The organism is Solibacillus sp. FSL W8-0372, assembly GCF_037969735.1.
Lineage (GTDB): Bacteria > Bacillota > Bacilli > Bacillales_A > Planococcaceae > Solibacillus > Solibacillus faecavium.
Map to the genome: position 1 here is coordinate 715,133 of NZ_CP150204.1, position 21,242 is coordinate 736,374.

Consider the following 21,242-nt stretch of genomic DNA (forward strand, 5'->3'; position numbering starts at 1 on the left):
GAAAAAGATCAAAATAAAATTTTGAATGCTTCGAGTATTTTATGTTTTGGCAGGAGTGAAGGTTATGTTGGATTGGATGACTATCGACAATATAGAAATTGTTGTAGAAAAATATAAATTATTAGGTCCCTTTTTCGGTATATTTTTAACTTTTATAGAATCTTTTTTACCAATATTACCTTTATTCGTCATCGTCGTTGCCAATGCAGCTGCCTACGGACTGTTTTGGGGCTTCCTACTGTCATGGCTTGGGACGGTTGCAGGATCTTATCTGTTTTTCTTAATGATTCGAAAGTTTGGGAAGTATCGTATCTTCCGTCGCATAAAAGAACAAACCCAAGTTAAAAAACTGATCCATTGGGTAGATATAAGAGGGTTTACACCATTATTTGTATTGCTATGTTTGCCATTCACACCGGTTGTTGTTGTAAACAGTGTGGCCGGTCTGTCAAATATTAAGAAAAAGTATTATTTTTTAACACTTTTTATTTCTAAGCCAATTATGATTTTTTTAATTAGTTATTTAGGTAGTGATTTACGAGAAATTATAGCGTCACCGGTAAAGATTATTATATCGATTGTGATTGTATTGGTCATCTGGGGTATCGGGAAACTTATCGAACGCATCTTAAATAAGCGTGTAGAGCGCGACTTGCGTGAAATTGAAAAACTTAGAAGAAATAAATAATATGTAATGATTAAACCTTGTTTTTTACAGTTGCGTAAATGAACAAGGTTTTGTTTTATGAATGCCATTAATGTACGAACATGTATTCTTATATTATAATAGATTAACAAAGATAAATGAGGTGAAATTATGACATTACGAGTCATTTCGGGTCGGGCAGGTACTGGGAAAACAGCTTTTATTCACCGCGAGATTGTGGAGGATTTAAAAACAAATTTGTTTGCCAATCCAATATTTATTTTAGTACCTGACCAAATGTCATTTACAACAGAGTATGAACTGACGACGAATTATGACATTGAAGGCATGATGCGGGCGCAAGTTATGACATTTAAGCGGTTGGCATGGTATGTACTGCAAAATGAAGGCGGTATTGCACGAGAGCGTATTGGTGGCACAGGGTACCGCATGTTATTGCGCCGTATTTTGGAAGAACATCAAGAAGAATTTCTACTATTTAAACGAGCAGCCGGTAAGCGTGGTTTTACGAAGGAAGTCGAGCAAATTCTAAAAGAATTCAGTCAGTACCATATTGATGTGGAGACAATTGAGCCACTAATTAATTCTCTTAGAGAAAATGGAGCGAGTGAAGTACTGCTCCATAAATTGCATGATTTACACATAATATTAAAGCAGCTACATGAGCGCATAGGAACGGAATATATTGACGGGGACGGCTACTTTCCAATGCTAATTGAACGCATTCCGAAGATGGAAAGCTTGCGGGATACCCATGTGTATTTAGATGGGTTTGTTTCATTCAATGGACAGGAAATGTCGATATTAAAAGAGCTTTTAATTTATGCAAAGCGTGTCACAATTGTGCTGCCGTTGGAGGACCCTCAAGTTGATATGCTCGAAGGATCCGTATTTTACAGGGCCGCCATGACATATGACAAAATAAAGCATGAACTGCAAAAGTTGCGTTTTGAACGGGGAATCGACATTGAAGAGGAGCCAAGAGTTCATCTCGAAGTAAATTACCGAGCAAAAAATCAGGACTTGCTACAAATTGAACGAAGCTTTGATAAAGTTATTGACGCTCCAATTGAATCGACAGGATATGCGCAAATATTGGAAGGGGTAAATCCACGAGCTGAAGTGCAAGGAATTGCCCAGGAAATAAAGCAACTCATCTTAAAAAAAGGTTTGCGTTATAAAGATATCGGGATTATGTATCGCCAGGCGGATGTATATGAGGCAATTATCGGTACGACCTTTATGCAATACGAGATCCCTTTTTTCTCAAATGAGAAACGGGCAATGCTATATCATCCCCTTATTGAATTTAGTCGATCTGTGTTGGAAATTATTACAACAAATTGGAAATATGAGCCGATATTCCGGAGTATTAAAACGGATCTGTTCTTTCCATATGGAGCGAATTTAATGGCAATGCGAGACAGAGCCGACATTCTTGAAAATTTTGTCATTGCAAAAGGGATTGTCCATGATCGATGGCTAAACGAAGAAGTTTGGCATTATCGTCGTTTTAAATCTTTGGAAAAAGTAAATGCGATACAGACAGAAGATGAATTGGAACATGAACATCTTTTAAAGTCAGTCCGGGATTTAATCCGCGAACCTGTTTTAGCATTGCAAAATCGCTTGAAAGGTAAACGGACAGGCCGTGAAATTGTAGTGGCATTGTATGAGTTTATGGAACAACTGGATATTTATAAAAAGCTTTTAAAAATGCAGGAACAGGAAGAACTGACGAATGCACTACATCAATCACTGGAACATGAGCAGGCTTGGAATGGCTGGGTGCATATTTTAGAGCAATTCGATCTCATGTTCGGCGACAAAATTATGCCGTTGGAAGAAGTGGCACAAATATTAGATGAAGGCTTTGAAACACTTCAATTTTCAAGTGTGCCCCCAACTTTGGATGAGGTGACTGTTTCAACCGTTGATTTTGCACGCTTTGATAACAAAAAGGCGATTTTTGTAATTGGTGTTAACGATGGTGTCTATCCGATGCGTATGGATGCAGGGGGATTATTATCTGATGATGAACGGGAAGCCTTTGAAAAAATTGATGTTGAATTGGCGCCAGGTATAAAAAGTAGGCTGCTTCAGGAGAGCTTTCTATTTTACCGTGCGATTTCCTCGTCGACACAGTATTTATATATTACGTATGCAAATGCAGATGAGGAAAGTAAAGGTAAGCTTCCGTCGCTTTATATTAACCGACTGCATAAAATGTTCGAGGTTGTGGAAAATCAGGGAATGCAACAGGAGGAAACGGTTCGTACATTACCGCATCGGCAAATAGCGATGGATCCATTGGATGAACAACAAAAAGCTAATGTACTCCATTATTTACAGCACCCATCGCCGTCGATTGGCTTTTTAATGACACAGCTGAAGCAATCACAAATTGAACGACGCCCGCTCTCAGAGGAATGGGCTGCGTTGAAAGCATTTTACGAACGGGATTCCGAATGGAGAAATGTGCTCAATATTGTGGGGAAACCATTGTATTCAATAAATGAAGCGGAGCCTTTGACAGAAGAAGTTGCTACGGCATTATATGGGGAAAACTTCCTGGCAAGCGTATCACGCATTGAACGTTTTTATAGCTGTCCGTATTCGCATTTTGCTTCTTACGGTCTTAAATTGCAGGAACGTACAGAATTTAAGTTAGAGACATTTGCAATGGGTGATTTATTCCATGAGGCGATTCGGACAATTTTATCGGAAAAAGAACCGACAATTTCATTGAATACGTATGTAAATTGTTACAAAAAGGCGAATGATACTATTTCTAAGCTCGTCGATTATTTCTCTTATAGCATTTTAAAAAGTAGCCATCGCTTTGAATATATTAAAACAAAGCTTGTGAAAATAGTAGCCCGTACGGTGTATGCTCTTATGAACCAAAGTGAGCTATCTAAGTTTAAAGCAATTGCTCATGAAAAGCCTTTCGGTAAGCGTGATGACAAAAATACCGAACAAGATGACAACAATCCATTGGATGCACTCGAAATTGAATTGGATCATAACCGCAAAATGTATGTCCGTGGTCAAATTGACCGTATTGATGCTTATAAAGACGCAGAAAATTTATATTTGCGTGTTATTGATTACAAATCAAGTGGCCGCAAACTTGATTTTACTGAAGTATATAATGGCATTTCCCTTCAGCTGTTAACTTATTTGGATGTGGCGATGAAAAACATCCCGATTATCGCACGTGAAGGTAAATTCATTCAGGACTTATCAGAGCTGGAAAATATTATTGTCCAAGCGGCTGGAATGTTCTATTTACATGTACACAATCCGCTTATTCCAACTGAAGATTATGAAGAACAGGACCGGGTGGAAAATTTACGTCAAGAGAAGTTTAAACTAAGTGGTTATATGTTAAAGGATGTAGAAATCGCACAACTAATGGATCAATCCCTCGAACCGAATAAAACGTCCATTATTGTTCCGGCTGCATTTAAAAGCGGCGAGGATCCTGAATTTAATAACCGCTCTTCAAAAGTGATCGAACAAGGACAAATGGAAAATCTACAAGAGTTTGTTCATTATAAATTCCGTCAGGCTGGGAATAAAATTTATGAAGGCAATACAGAAATCAAACCGTATAGCCTAGGTAACCAAAAAGCCTGTACATTTTGCAGCTATAAAGCGGTATGCCAATTTGATCAAGCAGAGACGGGCAATAGCTTTAATGAAATAAAGAAACAGCCGGAGCAAGAAGTATTTAAAAATATTGAAAAGGTGGTGTGTGTTCATGACGATTCCAGCGAAGCCGAATGACATTCAATGGACGGATGTACAGTGGAAAGCCATCTATGCATCCGGTCATGATATTTTAGTATCTGCAGCCGCTGGTTCAGGAAAGACCGCGGTTTTAATCGAGCGGCTTATTCAAAAAATTGTAGCGCCGGAAGAAAAACGTATTGATGTGGATGAACTGCTAGTTGTAACCTTTACGAATGCATCTGCTGCAGAAATGCGAAATCGAATGGCAGAAGCACTTGAAAAAGCTCTTACTGAAAATCCAAGCAACCTTTTTCTGCGTAGACAATTAAGTTTATTAAACAAAGCGCAAATTTCCACATTGCATTCGTTTTGTTTATCGATTTGCCGTGAATATGCATACACAATTGATTTAGACCCTGGTTTTCGCCTGGCAAGTACAGAAGAAGCTTCGTTATTGCAGGATGATGTGCTGATGGACGTGCTTGAAAAAGCGTACCGTGGTGATATGGAAACGCTCTTTACGAAAGAGGAGCTTTATACACTGATTGATAGCTTTGCGTCAGACCGAAGTGACCAGGCAATCGAACTATTACTGCAGGAAATGTACAAAGTTTCACGCGTACAGCCTAATCCGTATGAATGGCTGCAAACATTACCGGAAAAATACGATATTGATCCGAACAGCCCGATAGACGATTTAGCGATTGCACAAGAAGTTCGCCCATTTATTATTGCAAGCTTGAAGGAGATTGCAGTCCGCCTTGAAAAAGGTTTGCACATTGTTTCGATCGTGCCCGCTTTAGAAAAAAACAAGCCATTGTTTGCAGCGGAATATACAGGGGTGACACATGTATTAAATGCAATGGAAAATGGTTCGTGGGAGCATGCTTATGAGTTAATCCCTTCCATTGAATTTGGACGGATTAAACCGTTGACGAAAAAAGATACGGAAGAAGACAAAGAATCGTATGCGGTGGCAAAAAATCACCGTGACACAGCTAAAGAAATGCTGAATTCATTAAAGGACACATTTTTTGCCCGGCATCCAAAGCTCTATGTACAGGAAATGGCGGCAACAAAGCCTATTTTAGAAACGTTAGTAAAGCTGACAATTGAATATAGTGAAGCGTTTAAATTAGCCAAACAAGAGCGCGGCTTACTGGATTTCTCGGATTTAGAGCATTATGCCTTGGAGATATTAACGGATCCACAAAGTGATTCCAAAATACCGCAACCATCCGATGTGGCACGCACCTTCCAAAAACGTTTTAAAGAAGTACTTGTAGATGAGTATCAGGATGTGAATTTCTTGCAGGAGACAATTTTACAACTTGTGAAAAGCGGAGGAGAGCAGGATGGGAATATGTTCATGGTTGGTGATGTGAAGCAAAGTATCTACGCGTTTCGACTTGCAGAGCCGCGCTTATTTCTTGAAAAATATAAGCGCTTTGAAGAGAATCCATCCGATACAGGAATGAAGATTGATTTAAACGCCAATTTCCGTAGTCGCTCCGAAGTGCTAGAAGGTACGAACTATGTATTCGAACAAATTATGGATGAGGAAGTCGGAGAAATTGCGTACGATGAGCAGGCAAAATTAAAATTTGGAGCTAGCTATGATGCGCAGCAAGTACCAATTGAACTTGTGTTGCTTGAAGGTGACTCGAAGGCGCAAAATGTGCCAGGGCAAGATGAAGGTGCTGAAGAAGAAAGCATTAGTACAGCCCAGCAAGAAGCACGCTACATTATTCAAAGAATCCGCGATTTAGTTGACAATGGTGGACAGGTGTACAATCCGAAAACAAAGTCGATGCGTTCGGTTAGCTATCGGGATATCGTCGTATTAATGCGTTCCCGTACATGGTATACGACCTTTGCGGAGGAATTTAAATTAGCGGGCCTTCCGCTTTATGCTGAAACAGATGGCGGCTATTTTGAATCATTGGAAGTAATGATTATGATTAACACGCTAAAAGTAATCGACAATCCATATCAGGATATTCCGCTCGCCTCTGTTCTGCGGGCACCGTTCATTGGTCTGACGGAAAATGAATTGGCGAAAATCCGACTAGTGAATGGGAAAGTACCGTTCTACGAGGCGTTAAAACAGTATAAAGAAGAAGCGAAGGGCGAGATGCCGATTGAAACAGAAGCTAAGCTGGAAAGATTTTTCGCATTGCACGACAAGTGGCGTAACTTCAGCCGTCACGGTGCGCTCGCTGATTTAGTTTGGCAAGTTTATTTGGATACAAATTACTTCGAAATGGTCGGTGCGATGTCCAACGGGAAGCAACGTCAGGCAAATTTACGTGCACTTCATGACCGAGCACTGAGCTATGAGAAAACATCGTTCCGTGGCTTGTTCCGATTTTTACGCTTTATCGACCGTATGCATTCACGCGGAGACGATTTAGGTGTTGCGAAGTCCACAAGTGAAGCGGATGACGTTGTGACTTTACTGACAATCCATAAGTCGAAGGGACTTGAATATCCGGTCGTATTCGTTGCCGGCATGAGCCGTACATTTAATACGAAAGATTTAGGGAACCGCTATATATTTGATCAGGACTTTGGATTAGCGATTAAATCAGTAAATCCAGACTTGAATATTATTTCTACTTCTCTTCCACATTTGTATGTGAAGGAAAAGAAATTGGCCAAAATGAAAGCTGAGGAAATGCGTGTATTGTATGTAGCGATGACCCGGGCAAAAGAGCGGCTTATTTTAGTCGGCTCGATTAAAGATTGGGAAAAGCAAAAAGAAGAATGGACATTTTACCAGGAATTGAAAGAAACCGTACTTCCGGCATATATCCGTTCAAAGGCAAACAGTTATTTAAGTTGGGTTGGACCAGCTGTTGCTCGTCACCAAGACTTCCTATTTGTAAGTTATGGGTATTCGAGCAAAGCTACGACAACACCGCAGTGGTCGATTACGGTAATACCGAATCGTGACTATTTAGCAGCAACTGAAGTAGAGCTAACGGAAGAGGAAGTAGTGGAGGAAGTTATAAATGAAGATATCGTTCAGCTACTAACGGAACGATTCACGACACCTTATTTTTACAAAGATGCTGTAACGAAAAAGTCCAAAACGTCCGTTTCAGAGCTTAAACGTATGGAAAGTTTGCAGCAAATGGAAGAGGAGCATTTATACAATTCCGAAGCAAAACGTTATGTAAAAACAGAAGTACCAAGCTTTATGCTAAAAGAGAAGAAAAAAAGAAAGCTTTCTGCTACTGAAGTAGGTACGGCAGTGCATGCTGTTATGCAGCATATCCCGCAGCATGGCTTTGCTACAATTGAAGAAACAGAACGATTTATACAATCCCTTGTTGATCGCCAATTACTTCAACAACTGGAAGCGGACGCGGTATCTGCTGAAAAGGTATATGCCTTTTTCGGAACAGAAGTAGGACAACGTTTTAAAACGGCGAAGGAAATTTTAAGAGAAGTTCCTTTTACGATGAGTTTGAAGGATGAAGACGGTGACGCACAAATCATACAAGGTGTCATCGACTGTATATTTGAAGATGCGGAAGGTAAATGGGTACTGCTGGACTATAAAACGGATTATATTGAACAGATGATTTTGGGCGATTTAGAGAAAATTAAACGAAAAATGACAAAATCCTACCAAATTCAATTAAACTATTATCAGCATGCTGTACAATCTATTAAGCGTATCGAAATTAGCGAACGTATTTTGTATTTATATAGCATTGGACTAGAAGTGAAAATAGATTAGGGGGATAAAAGGTGGATTTTCGCCCAGTAGGTACGAATGAGCGTATAGCAACGCTTGATATTTTACGAGGATTTAGTTTGCTCGGCATTCTATTAGTAAATATGTTTGGCTTTTATTTACCGATGCCACATATTGCGGATTTAAGCAGCTGGTTTAGTGAAGTGCAGGATATTGTACTTCACCAGCTTTTGGATATATATGTTCAAAGTAGTTTTTATCCGTTATTTTCTATGCTTTTCGGGTATGGTTTAGCAATGCAGTATGTAAAAGCAAAAGAAAGGGGCATTAATTTTTATCAATTTGCTCCGAAACGTCTCTTGCTAATCTTCTGCATTGGTATGTTCCATGCCATTCTGATTTGGTGGGGCGATATTTTAGCAATGTATGCATTTTGTGGTGTGTTTTTAATTGCACTTATCCGCCTGCCGGCAATTTGGCTTTTACTAGTAGCAATTGCTGTAAATGCTTTATATCATGGATTTAATTTAAGTTTGTATGCAATGGCTGGCCTTTTTACAACATCTACAGATTCAATATCTGTAAATATTGATGCGATTCAAAGTGCAGTGACAGCTTATGGTATTGGTAGTTGGACAGATGCATTTATGCAGCGTCTCGATGATTTGGCAATACAAATGAGTATATTTATGTGGATGTCCTCATTATTTACCATTTTGCCTTATATGTTATTTGGTGCTGCTCTTGCAAAATGGCGTCTTATCGAACGGGCAAAAGAAAAAATTGTTTTATGGTTTGTTTTGGCGTTAATTGGTGTGGCTGGCGGACTGTATGTGAAAAGCCTGCCGATTGCCGGAGCTCAAACGATTGGTAATGAGTATTTACAAGTCTATATTGGCGGTCCTATTTTAGCAATCGGCTATATAGCGGTTGTAACATTGTTAACGCAGCTACCGTTCGTTGTGAAGCTTTTCTCTCCAATCGCTACGGCGGGACGTATGTCGCTGACTCTTTACATTATGCAATCTGTTATTTGTACGGTGCTGTTTTATAAATGGGGCTTCGGTCTTTATGGAAAAGTGGATGTGCAAATGGGTATTTATATGGCAATTGGAATCTTCGTCATTCAAGTATTATTTGCAGAACTATATTTTTCAAGATTTAAACAAGGACCACTGGAAGCATTACTAAAAAAAATAACTTATGGCAAGTTTGCTTCTCGGAAATAAAACCTATTATTATGTAAATTTATAGAAAGAAAGCTTAGTTTTACAGAATAATATTATTTTGTCAGAAAAGTAAGGCAATAATTTTATTTTTAATGTATGATGTAAAAAAACAGAAGGAGTGCTCCACGTTATGAAATTGTTATCATTTAAAGTAAACGAACAAGTAAAGTTTGGCCCTAAAGTGAAAAAAGAAGAGGCAGTATGGGATGTTGTCGAAATTCAAAAACAACTCAATGTACTAAAAGACTTTCCAGAAACAATTATCGACGGGATAGCACACGGCTATGAATTTGTTGAGCAAGTTCGTAAATTAGTAGAGGCAGCACAAAAGCATGAAAATGGTGCTAAATTCAAATTAGCATATTCTAATATAGAATGGTTGTCGCCGGTTCCTCGTACACCGAAAAATATAATGTGTGTCGGCAAGAATTATAATGACCATGCAGTTGAAATGGGTGCAGATAAAGCACCGGAAGATATGGTTGTATTCACTAAATCCCCAACTGCAATTGCGTCGGATGAATCGACATTATCCGTTCATGCAGAATTTACGGATTCTCTTGATTATGAAGGAGAATTGGCGATTGTAATCGGTAAACAAGGCAAAAATATTCCTAAAGCAATGGCGTATGATTACGTATTTGGCTATACAATTGCAAATGATATTACAGCGCGTGATTTACAAGAAAAACATAAACAATATTTCCTAGGAAAAAGCTTGGAAGGCAGCTGTCCTATGGGTCCATATTTAGTTACAAAAGATGAAATTCCAGATCCGCATACATTAACAATTGTAACGAAGGTGAATGGGGAAGTTCGTCAAAACGGTTCGACAAAGGATATGATGTTTACCGTCTCGGATATTATTGAGATTATTTCTAAATCTGTAACGCTGGAGCCGGGCGATGTTATTTTAACAGGCACGCCAGCAGGAGTTGGAAAAGCAATGAATCCACCTAAATTTTTAAAAGCCGGTGATGAGGTAAAGGTTTCGATTGAAGGCATTGGGACTCTGGCAAACCGATTTGTTTAATATAATTCATTTATTATGACCTTTTCTATTGTTACTTGGACGAATCCATTGAATTTATACATGCTAGCATGGTAGGATATTTCGTGTAGATAATAAATAGAAGAGGTGGAAAATACATGGATTTCTTATCAAGTTCAACACACTTGCACATTACAGCATGGGCAATCACATTAATCCTATTTTTTGTAGCTGCATTAGCAGGCAAAAAACTAACAGCTGTTCACATGACTTTACGTGTAATGTATATTTTAGTTATCATTACTGGTCTGGCATTATTCTTAGAATGGCGTGATAAAATCGCTGAAAGCGGCATGAACTATGATATGAAAGTGTTATTTGGTATTTTAGTAATCGCATTCATGGAAATGGTATTAGTGCGTAAAAACAAAGGCAAGTCTGTTAATATGTTCTGGGTACTATTCGGTATCGTTTTACTAATTACATTATACTTAGGTATGAGCATGGGTATCGGTATTAACTTCTAATAAAAGCATGGTGTGCAAAAAGTGAATTTAACTTTTTGCACACTTTTTAATTTATTCAACTCTATATTTCCCATCATTCATTCTCCTCTATTTTATCCACCACCTGTATAAAAGGTAATATGATTTGCTATTCTTTAATTCATACACATTTTTGTCACGTATTTGTTGCATTTCCTACAAATAACTTTTGTTATCATAGCTACGTGTATAGGTTTTTTGGTAAAATGACGTTGGATTGTATGTGAAAGAGAGGGAAATAAATTGAGATTTAATAAATGGCTTAGTGCACTTACTGCAGGTGTAGTGCTTTCGACTTCATTGTCATTTGCATCATTAGCAAATGCTGAAGAAAATCGTACAATTGCAGATGAAAGTATATATGACATTTTAGTGGACCGCTTTTTTAATGGAACAGGTAAAAACGATGATCATACTGTAAATGCCCAAGACCCGACAATGTTTGCGGGTGGAGATTTCGATGGTGTCTTAAAAAAGATTGATTATGTGACGAATATGGGCTATACAATGCTTTCAGTAGGCTCAGTTTTTGCAACAGAAAAATATGACGGTTCGATGCCGACAAGCTATACACTATTAGACCCTCGTTTTGGTACAGCTGATGAATTTAAGAAAATGGTAGGTTCATACCAAAAGCGTGAGATGAAAATAATGGCTGATTTCCCTATTACAGATGTTAGTCCAAACCATGAACTTGCAGAAAAGCAAGGGTTTGTGGGGAGTACAAATGATGGGAAAATACAGTGGGATTTAACTAATGAAGAAGTACAAAACGAAATTATCGACAGTGCTGTACAATTTGTGGATACATACGGACTGGATGGCGTTCGTCTAACGAATATTGAACAAGTGGATACAGCATTTTTAAATCGCATGATTGAGCAATTAAAGGCTACTGGTGCCTATGTAATTGCAAATGCAGAAAGTGATGCGAATTTTGATGCGAAATTCTATAATGATGTCGCATCAAAATATACAAATTCCTTTAAAAATGTTGATTTGGATACTTCAGTGTTGGAACCATATATTGAAGAGACATTATCGGACACACCTGTTTTGACAATGACCGATACAATTTGGTCTGACCGTTTTACTTTAGCTGCAACGGCTGAAGGGATGTACCCTCCAACACGCAGTAAAATTTCGATTGCAAGCACACTATTATTGCCGGGTGTGCCAGTCGTTCAATACGGATCTGAAATTGCAATGAATGGTACTGCCGGTGAAGAGGCGCATCAATACTATAATTTTAAGACAGATTCAGAACTGGCAGATTATGTTGGAAAGCTTCAATCTTTACGAAATGATTCAGAGACATTACGTAATGGTGAATTTAAGTGGCTTGAAAATGAAGATGGCTTTATCGTATTTGAGCGGAAATCTGATACGGAAACGTGGATAGTTGTAATTAACAATAGCAGTAAAACAAAACGTGTCCATATCCCGGTAGCAGAGCTGGGGGAAGGAAAAGAAATCCGTGGGATGTTCAATAGTGAAATCATTCGTGAAAATAAAGATAATAACTATACTATCATTTTAGACCGTGAAATGGTTGAGGTGTATCAGGTCATCGATGCGCGAGGAATTAATACTTCTTATATTGTGGCACTTGGACTAGTTGTTGTACTTTATACGGCATTCATGATTGTCATTATGAAACGTGGGAAACAACGCCGCGCCAATTCAGCAAAATAAAATGAAATAGCCCGGAAAAGTGAATACATCGCTTTTCCGGGCTATTTTTAATAATTGGACTTAATTCGGTAACGTGTCCTACAGTTTTAATCGGTCATGCAAAAATTTTGCAATACCATCTTCATTATTAGATAAAGTAATTTCATTAGCGATATTTTTTAAATCATCAATTCCATTACTCATTGCTACACCAATTCCGGCATAATCAATCATTTCAAAGTCATTGTCCTCGTCGCCAAATGCAATGATCCGCTCACGTGGGATGCCCATTTCTTTTGAAATGAAGTCAATACCAATTGCTTTACTTAACCCTTTATGCACAATTTCAATAATCGGGAAAGGTGCACCCCAGCGTCGATGCTCGATCAGCTCGGCATGCACATCCTGCAAATGTTTGCGGATAATCGGCGTATTTACATCATCTGCCTGAATCAATAAACTCGTCGGATTTTCCTTTAATGTCTGCTTGAGATCACCCATTAAAATATTAGGGCTGCCCATATTAAACATTTCGTGTACTTTTTCATCCTCACGATGGAGATATACATCATCCATTACTTCGGCGATTAAATTATCATATTCATATTTATGGACTGATTCAACAACATCGTGGACTACACTTAAATCCACAGGTGTATGGATTGTTTTCCACATTGGGTTTTTTGGATGGTGAATAAGTGCACCGTTAAAATTGACAATAGGTGTCGTTAACTCCAATTCTTTATAATAGGGAAGACTAGCCCGGAAAGGACGTCCTGTCGCGATCATTACTTGATGTCCCGCTTGCTTTGCCTTAAACAGTGTTTCCTTTGTAAGGGAGGAAATCTTCTTATCATCCGTCAATAATGTTCCGTCTAAATCCAATACTATTAAATGTTCGTTCATGAGAATAAGCCTCCTTTAGCATGGGTATTATTGTAACGTGAAAAATTAACATTCGTCAAAGTTTTGAAACAATCGTGAAGTTTTGATAAGGTTAAGGCGAGGTGAGAAAAATGATTGTTAAGCAAGAGTTGTGGAAATCTATTCCATTATTGCATGTGTATGATGAAACGATGGACGAACATACACCCGTCGTTATTTTTTTACATGGGTTCTTAAGTGCAAAGGAACATAATCTTCATTATGCGTATCAGTTTGTGCAAAAAGGTATCCGAGTTATACTGCCTGATGCAATCATGCATGGAGAACGGTCAGATTATTTAACGGATGAACAGATGAACTATAACTTTTGGAAAATTGTTTTAAAATCGATTGAAGAAGTACATACGCTTTATGAAGAATTGAAACTAAAAAAAATGGTAGGCGACAAAATTGGCGTTGCTGGAACGTCAATGGGTGGCATTGTAACATCGGGTTGCTTAACTATTTATCCGTGGATTCAGGCTGCTGGTATTTGTATGGGGACAACGAGCTACACGAGGGTCGCGCTTCATCAAGTTGAGGAACTGAAGCAAAAGGGTGTTCAACTTCCAATATCTGAAGATCAGCAAAGTGCTTTGTTCGATATGCTCGGCAAATATGATATGGAAAAACATGAATCATTGTGGTCAAACAAGCCAATAATATTTTGGCATGGTGAAAAAGATACGGTCGTTCCATTTAGTATGAGTCGCCCTTTTTATGAACAACTTGAAAAAGAAGGAAAGGCGGCGAATATTCAATATATCGCAGAGCCAAAAGCAGGACATGCCGTTTCAAGAAATGGTATTTTACAAGTGACGGATTTCATTGCACAACGTTTGGCATAAAGCATTCGTTCTGCTATGATAGACGATAACACTATGTCGAAAGGGGAAATAAAAAAATGGCAATTGATCAAGATATGAAAGACAGCATGTACGGAGCATTGGAAAACGTAATTGACCCTGAGCTAGGCATCGATATTGTCAACTTAGGTTTAGTATATGAAGTGGATTTAACAGAAGAGGGCTTAGCGATTGTTACAATGACATTAACATCAATGGGTTGTCCACTTGCACCAGTAATCGTTGACCAAGTAACGACAGCTTTAAGTGAATTACCGGAAGTAAAAGAGGTAAAGGTAGATATCGTATGGCAACCGGCATGGTCTAAGGACAATATGTCACGCTATGCAAAAATGGCTTTAGGTATCCGTTAATAAAAATATTAAAACGATTATTTTGCAGAAGCAAAATAATCGTTTTTTTTTTAGGCTAAGATTAAAAAGTCCGTATTATTCACTATAACGATAGTCGAAGGTGATTTTTTATTTTTCTATTGGAATCCAGTTTAAATATGTGTTTAACATCAAATAATTATTAATGAAATGCTTTTCTAAAATATTAAGGCTAAAATGCCATTTGTTACACACATATGAGTCGTTATTTCGTTTTACTTAATTATTAAGGTATATTTTATCGAATATACAAAAATATAAGAACGTACCTAAAAAGGGAGTGTAAAAATTTGTGAGTTGACTAATTTTGACCTATAATAAAATTAGTCAGTAAAGGTCAAACTATCGGGAGGATGCAATATATGCAATTTAACCAAACTCAAGACAACCGTCCGCCTTTAGAGCAATTTGGACGTAATTTAATTGAACAAGTAAAAAATGGCAAGATGGACCCGGTTATTGGACGTGATGAAGAAATTCGCAATGTTATCCGGATTTTATCGCGCAAAACAAAAAATAACCCTGTATTAATTGGCGAACCAGGTGTTGGGAAGACAGCTATTGTCGAAGGCTTGGCTCAACGGATTGTAAGACAGGATGTGCCAGAAGGATTAAAGGATGCGCAGTTATATGAGTTGGACATGAGTGCGCTCATCGCCGGCGCTTCTTACCGTGGTCAATTTGAAGAACGTTTGAAATCCGTGTTAAAGCAAGTGAAAGATTCAGATGGAAGTATCATTTTATTTATCGATGAAATTCATACAATTGTAGGTGCCGGAAAAAGTGATGGTGCCATGGACGCAGGAAATATGCTCAAACCGATGCTTGCGCGCGGGGAATTGCATTGTATCGGTGCAACGACATTGGATGAATATCGTATGTATATTGAAAAGGATCCTGCTTTGGAACGTCGATTCCAGCAAGTTCTAGTACGTGAACCGTCTATTGAGGACACAGTATCCATTCTACGTGGTATTAAAGACCGTTTTGAAGAGCATCATCGTGGTGTTCGTATTCATGACCGCGCCATTATTGCAGCAGCACAACTAGCCAATCGCTATGTTACAGACCGTTTTTTACCGGACAAAGCAATAGATTTAGTTGATGAGGCATGTGCCATGATTCGAATTGAAATCGATTCAATGCCGCAGGAACTTGACCAATTAACACGCCGACTTACTCAGCTTAAAATTGAACAACAAGCATTGAAGAAAGAGAAGGATGATGCGAGTAAAAAACGCCTGGATATCCTTACGAATGAAATCGATACTTTAGAAGCTTCAATGCAATCGATGAAAGAACAATGGGAACTTGAGAAAAACGGTTTGCAAATTGTACGAGATAAAAAGGACAAACTGAAAAAATATGAAGCAGAACGTGATCAACTGTTCGTGTCCGGCAACAATTTAGCGCGGGCAAGTGAACTGCAATACAGTATAATTCCACAACTGGAGAAAGAGCTTGGAGAATTGGAAAAGCAGCTTAAAGATTCGGAAGGCAATCGTATGCTGCGTGAAGAAGTAACGGAAGATGAAATTGCAAAAATTATATCCCGCTGGACAGGTATTCCGGTAACGAAGCTTGTCGAAGGGGAACGTGAAAAGTTATTGCGATTAAAAGACACATTACATGACCGTGTTGTTGGACAAGATGATGCAGTCACATATGTAGCAGAGGCAGTATGGCGTGCCCGATCCGGTATTAAGGATCCTAATAAGCCAATTGGAAGCTTCCTGTTCCTAGGGCCAACAGGTGTCGGTAAAACAGAATTGGCAAAAGCATTAGCAGAACAATTATTTGATTCGGAAGACCATTTTATCCGCATCGATATGAGTGAGTATATGGAGAAGCATTCTGTATCCCGACTTGTCGGAGCACCACCTGGTTATGTCGGTTATGAGGAAGGCGGACAGCTAACAGAGGCCGTACGCCGTAATCCGTATTCAGTAGTTCTATTAGATGAAATTGAAAAGGCACATCCAGATGTAGCAAATATTTTACTGCAATTGTTGGATGATGGTCGAATTACCGATAGCCAGGGCAGAGTAGTAAACTTTACGAATACGGTTGTTATTTTAACGTCTAATATTGGGTCACAATTTTTACTGGAGGCGTCTGATGATTCCGAGAAGCTTGTACAGGCGGCTTTACGTCAGCACTTTAAGCCGGAGTTATTAAATCGAATGGACGATATTATTATTTTCCATGCATTGTCGGAAGAACACTTCCATGCAATTGCCTGGAAATATGTAAAGCAGCTCCAGGAAAGAGTTGCGGAACAGGAAATTACGTTACATGTACGTAAGGAAGTAGTGGATTGGATTGTAGAACATGGCATTGATCCTCAATATGGTGCACGTCCATTAAAACGCTTCGTTCAGCGCCACTTGGAAACAATTGTTGCGCGAGAACTATTAAAAGGAGTAGTAACAGCGGGTGGTGTGCTGGAAATTATGCTGGAAAATGATGAACTGGTGATTTCTCAGAAGTAGAATGTCCAAATAATCTGCTATACGAAATAAAATTAAATGACAAGGGGCTGTCCAGTATAATACCGGACAGCCCCTTGTCATCTATTAATGTTGCTCTGCTTCCATGTCTGGAGTTGATTCGTTTGGAATGATTGCAGCGATAATAAGTACTAATACGCTGAATACTAATGATACGATTACGCCATTCATGAAATTAAAGTTTACACCTAATACAGAACTTACTACATAGTTAGTCATTGTTACTAAAAGGAATGACCAAAAGAAAGTAATAATATATTGCATCAATTTCACCTCATTGAACTTATTTATATCGTTATTTTGAAATTACATCTTCAATATCATACCACAAGCCTTCATGAAAATAAAAGGGGGAATACAACTTTTCGCCAAGATGTCATAAAGTGATTATTCCGTACCGTAAAAACATCGCTATTGTCTTTTCTATAAATTTTAATTGTTTTCGAAATACTTATACTTTATAATTAGTACCAGATACTAATATTTAGTGATTATTTTATGTTATTCAGCAAAAGGATTGGGTTGGATATGTTTGAAAACAAGGGGGATAATATATGAATGCTGGTATAGTTGGCATGGGTAAGTATATTCCGAAAAAGGCTTTGACAAATTCGGAAATTGAACAATTTTTAGATACATCGGATGAATGGATTCGTTCACGGACAGGTATTGGAAATCGATATATCGCAGAGAATGAAGAAACATCAGATTTAGCCTATAAAGCGGCACAACAAGCTATTCAAAACGCCGGTATTACAGCAGATGAAGTAGGATTAATCATTGTCGCAACGGTTACTCAAGATCAAAACTTTCCAAGTGTAGCCTGCCAAATACAAGAACGTCTTGGGATATCGGGTTGCGGTGCAATGGACATTTCTGCTGCATGTTCAGGCTTTATTTACGGGACGGCGATAGCAAAACAATTTATTGAGAGTAATAGTTATGAATATATATTAGTAGTAGGTGTTGAAAAATTATCGAAAATAACCGATTGGAAAGATCGGAACACAGCTGTCTTATTTGGTGATGGTGCAAGTGCAGCTGTAATTGGTAAAGTTTCAGAAGGGCGCGGCATATTGGCATATGAACTTGGGGCGGATGGAACGGGTGGCAAACATTTATATTTAAACCCAGAAAACCACATTTCGATGAATGGTCGTGAAGTATTTAAGTTTGCAGTTCGTCAAATGGGGGAGTCCGCAGTCAGTGTACTGGAGAAGGCTGGATTAACGAAGGAAGATGTAGATTACCTAGTACCGCACCAGGCGAATATCCGCATTATGGAGGCTGCTAGGGAGCGTCTAGGACTACCGGAAGAAAAAATGTCGAAAACGATTCAGAAATACGGTAATACATCGGCTGCATCAATCGGTATCTCGATTGTCGACGATTTGGCTGAGGGGAAAATAAAGGACGATGATATCGTTGTATTAGTTGGTTTTGGTGGAGGGCTTACTTGGGGGGCACTCGCATTAAAATGGGGAAAATAAAGAAAGAGAAGGGTGTTAAATGATGGAGAAAAGAAGAGTTGTTGTAACAGGAATCGGCGCAGTAACGCCAGTAGGAAACAATGCAGAGCAATCATGGGACAATGTAGTAGCAGGAAAATCAGGAATCGGACCATTAACGCGTGTAGATACGACTAAATTTCCGGTGTCTGTTGCAGCGGAGGTAAAAGATTTTAATATAGAAGATTACATTGAGAAAAAAGAAGCACGAAAAATGGATCGCTTTACTCATTACGCACTAGCTGCTTCAATGATGGCTGCAAAAGATGCTAATCTTACGATTACAGAAGAAATGGCACCTCGTGTTGGCGTATGGATTGGCTCGGGAATTGGTGGAATGGAAACACATGAACAGCAATTTTTGACATTCCAAGAGCGCGGTGTTCGCCGAGTAAGTCCGTTCTTCGTACCAATGATGATTCCTGATATGGCTTCAGGCCAAGTATCGATTTATTTGGGAGCAAAAGGAGTTAATTCATGTTCTGTTACAGCCTGTGCTTCAGGGACAAATTCAATCGGAGACGCTTTCAAAGTAATTGAACGCGGGGATGCGGATGTAATGATTACAGGAGGAACGGAAGCACCAATCGTTACAATGGCGGTTGCCGGTTTTTGTGCAAACACTGCATTATCTTTAAACCCAGACACTGCGACAGCATCACGTCCATTTGATAAAAATCGCGATGGCTTCGTTATTGGCGAAGGGGCAGGTATATTAATTCTGGAAGAATATGAACATGCAAAAGCGCGTGGCGCGAAAATTTATGGAGAAGTAGTTGGCTACGGTTCGACAGGAGATGCCCATCATATTACAGCTCCCGCTCCAAATGGCGAAGGGGCTGCGCGAGCAATGAAAATGGCGTTAGATGATGCGAATGTCTCACCAGAGCAAGTAGGATACATTAATGCACACGGTACGAGTACACCGTACAACGATTTATTTGAAACACAAGCAGTAAAAACGGTATTTGGCGATCATGCATACAAGTTGGCAATGAGTTCGACAAAAAGTATGACTGGTCACTTATTAGGAGCAGCAGGTGGTATTGAAGCGATTTTCACAGTACTTGCTCTAAAAGAAGGAATTTTACCTCCGACGATGAATTTAAATGACCCTGATCCAGAATGTGACTTGGACTATGTTGCCAATGCAGCACGAAAAGCTGATGTGGAATATGGACTGAGCAATTCATTAGGATTCGGCGGGCATAACGCTTGTTTATTGTTTAAAAAATACACAGAGCAATAGAAAATATAAAAAACGAACGGACCAATTCTATCGTCCGTTCGTTTTTCGTATAGTTGTACAAAGGATGGTGTTTTGACACGCTTCGTACTATTTCTATTTTTTTATGGGCTTTGTGTAATGTCGATTAGTAATATGATTTTATACTTAAACTATCGGACATTGGGCTATTCATGGCATGCAGTAATGCTGTACATCCTTCATGGTGCAGAACTGTATTTGCTTCTAATAGCGGTAATCGGAATGGTTAGCGTCGTTTACGGCCTAATCCCATCGCGTTCTCCATTTTCTTAAGCGTTTTGGCTGCGATAGCATCCGCTTTAGCAGCTCCTTCATCTAAAATAAGATCTAGTTCCGGAGAATCGATTAATGCATAATAGCGCTCTTGTATAGGTGCAATATGGTCGATAACAGCTTGTGCCACACCTGCTTTAAAATCGCCGTAGCCTTTGCCTTCGTATTTTTCTTCTAAATCCTTAATTGAAACTCCTGATAAGGCAGATTCAATAATAAGCAAATTGGATACGCCTGGCTTATTTTCAACGTCAAATTTCACAATTCCCTCAGAATCCGTTACAGCAGATTTGATTTTCTTTTCAATCTCTTTAGGTGTATCCAAAAGACGAATTGTTGCTTTCGTATTTGTATCCGATTTTGACATTTTTTTCGTCGGCTCCTGCAATGATTTGATACGGGCGCCTTCTTTTGGTAATTGAATATCAGGAATCGTTAAAACATCATTGTAACGCTTATTAAAACGTTCCGCTAAATCGCGAGTCAGCTCGATATGTTGCTTTTGATCTTCCCCTACTGGCACGATGTCCGTATTGTAAAGAAGAATATCGGCAGCCATTAACGGCGGGTATGTTAAAAGTGCGGCAGAAACGGATTCTTTTCCAGTTGATTTATCTTTGAACTGTGTCATACGCTCTAATTCACCGATTGAAGCGACACATTGCAGCATCCATCCTGCCTGTGCGTGCGCAGGTACTTCAGATTGAATAAATAAAATGGATTTTTCAGGATCAATACCACATGCAATGTACATCGCTGCCAATGATCGAATATTTTTGCGCAATTCCAATCGATCTTGTGGAATGGTAATAGCATGTTGGTCGACGATGCAATAAATAGCATTATTGTCATCCTGTAAAGCAGGGAATTGTTTAATTGCACCGATGTAGTTTCCTAAAGTGATTGTTCCTGTTGGCTGTACGCCTGAAAAGATGGTTTTCATTGGGGGATTCCTCCTTAAAATGGGTAAATA

The 21,242-nt window shown here is 38.9% G+C and carries 15 protein-coding genes; 12 read left to right on the plus strand and 3 right to left on the minus strand.

Going from position 1 to position 21,242, the window contains the following annotated elements:
* Window positions 1-64 precede the first annotated feature (64 nt).
* From MKY13_RS03385 to MKY13_RS03415, 7 genes are all read left to right on the plus strand, one after another.
* Complete coding sequence (locus tag MKY13_RS03385) at window positions 65-688, plus strand: TVP38/TMEM64 family protein (RefSeq protein WP_191698638.1); 624 nt, start codon at window positions 65-67, stop codon at window positions 686-688.
* 129 nt (window positions 689-817) lie between these two features.
* Window positions 818-4,459 (plus strand): helicase-exonuclease AddAB subunit AddB, encoded by a 3,642-nt coding sequence (gene addB, locus MKY13_RS03390; RefSeq protein ID WP_339215322.1) that lies wholly within the window; start codon window positions 818-820, stop codon window positions 4,457-4,459.
* On the plus strand, window positions 4,434-8,153 hold the full coding sequence (gene addA, locus MKY13_RS03395) for a helicase-exonuclease AddAB subunit AddA (protein ID WP_339215324.1): 3,720 nt from the start codon (window positions 4,434-4,436) through the stop codon (window positions 8,151-8,153). Before addB ends, addA begins: the two co-directional genes overlap by 26 nt.
* Before the next feature lie 11 nt (window positions 8,154-8,164).
* Complete coding sequence (locus MKY13_RS03400; protein WP_191698635.1) at window positions 8,165-9,340, plus strand: DUF418 domain-containing protein; 1,176 nt, start codon at window positions 8,165-8,167, stop codon at window positions 9,338-9,340.
* A gap of 130 nt (window positions 9,341-9,470) precedes the next feature.
* The gene (locus MKY13_RS03405) at window positions 9,471-10,373 is read left to right on the plus strand and encodes a fumarylacetoacetate hydrolase family protein (protein WP_191698634.1); all 903 of its coding nucleotides are present in this window, start codon (window positions 9,471-9,473) and stop codon (window positions 10,371-10,373) included.
* A 116-nt stretch (window positions 10,374-10,489) separates the two neighbouring features.
* Window positions 10,490-10,858, plus strand: coding sequence for a YisL family protein (locus MKY13_RS03410; protein WP_191698633.1), 369 nt, complete (start codon window positions 10,490-10,492; stop codon window positions 10,856-10,858).
* A 261-nt stretch (window positions 10,859-11,119) separates the two neighbouring features.
* Window positions 11,120-12,571: an alpha-amylase family glycosyl hydrolase gene (locus MKY13_RS03415; protein ID WP_191698632.1), complete on the plus strand. Its 1,452-nt coding sequence runs from the start codon at window positions 11,120-11,122 to the stop codon at window positions 12,569-12,571.
* A 78-nt stretch (window positions 12,572-12,649) separates the two neighbouring features.
* Here MKY13_RS03415 and MKY13_RS03420 read toward each other — a convergent pair whose 3' ends face one another.
* Window positions 12,650-13,456 (minus strand): Cof-type HAD-IIB family hydrolase, encoded by an 807-nt coding sequence (locus MKY13_RS03420; RefSeq protein WP_191698631.1) that lies wholly within the window; start codon window positions 13,454-13,456, stop codon window positions 12,650-12,652.
* Between the two features lie 110 nt (window positions 13,457-13,566).
* On the opposite strand from MKY13_RS03420, the gene MKY13_RS03425 reads away from it, so the two are divergent.
* The 3 genes from MKY13_RS03425 (at window position 13,567) to MKY13_RS03435 (ending at window position 17,203) form a co-directional block, all read left to right on the plus strand.
* The gene (locus MKY13_RS03425) at window positions 13,567-14,322 is read left to right on the plus strand and encodes an alpha/beta hydrolase (RefSeq protein WP_339215327.1); all 756 of its coding nucleotides are present in this window, start codon (window positions 13,567-13,569) and stop codon (window positions 14,320-14,322) included.
* A gap of 62 nt (window positions 14,323-14,384) precedes the next feature.
* The gene (locus MKY13_RS03430; RefSeq protein ID WP_191698752.1) at window positions 14,385-14,693 is read left to right on the plus strand and encodes a metal-sulfur cluster assembly factor; all 309 of its coding nucleotides are present in this window, start codon (window positions 14,385-14,387) and stop codon (window positions 14,691-14,693) included.
* A gap of 380 nt (window positions 14,694-15,073) precedes the next feature.
* The gene (locus MKY13_RS03435) at window positions 15,074-17,203 is read left to right on the plus strand and encodes an AAA family ATPase (RefSeq protein ID WP_191698629.1); all 2,130 of its coding nucleotides are present in this window, start codon (window positions 15,074-15,076) and stop codon (window positions 17,201-17,203) included.
* Window positions 17,204-17,287: 84 nt separating this feature from the next.
* On the opposite strand, the gene MKY13_RS03440 is transcribed toward MKY13_RS03435, so the two are convergent.
* On the minus strand, window positions 17,288-17,485 hold the full coding sequence (locus MKY13_RS03440; protein WP_191698628.1) for a YjzD family protein: 198 nt from the start codon (window positions 17,483-17,485) through the stop codon (window positions 17,288-17,290).
* Between the two features lie 290 nt (window positions 17,486-17,775).
* Between MKY13_RS03440 and MKY13_RS03445 the strand changes: the two genes are divergently transcribed.
* Window positions 17,776-18,711: a beta-ketoacyl-ACP synthase III gene (locus tag MKY13_RS03445; RefSeq protein WP_339215330.1), complete on the plus strand. Its 936-nt coding sequence runs from the start codon at window positions 17,776-17,778 to the stop codon at window positions 18,709-18,711.
* A 22-nt stretch (window positions 18,712-18,733) separates the two neighbouring features.
* The gene (fabF, locus tag MKY13_RS03450) at window positions 18,734-19,978 is read left to right on the plus strand and encodes a beta-ketoacyl-ACP synthase II (RefSeq protein ID WP_339215332.1); all 1,245 of its coding nucleotides are present in this window, start codon (window positions 18,734-18,736) and stop codon (window positions 19,976-19,978) included.
* Between the two features lie 244 nt (window positions 19,979-20,222).
* Here the strand turns inward: fabF and trpS are convergent, their stop codons facing one another.
* Window positions 20,223-21,212, minus strand: coding sequence for a tryptophan--tRNA ligase (trpS, locus tag MKY13_RS03455; RefSeq protein WP_339215334.1), 990 nt, complete (start codon window positions 21,210-21,212; stop codon window positions 20,223-20,225).
* Window positions 21,213-21,242 lie beyond the last annotated feature (30 nt).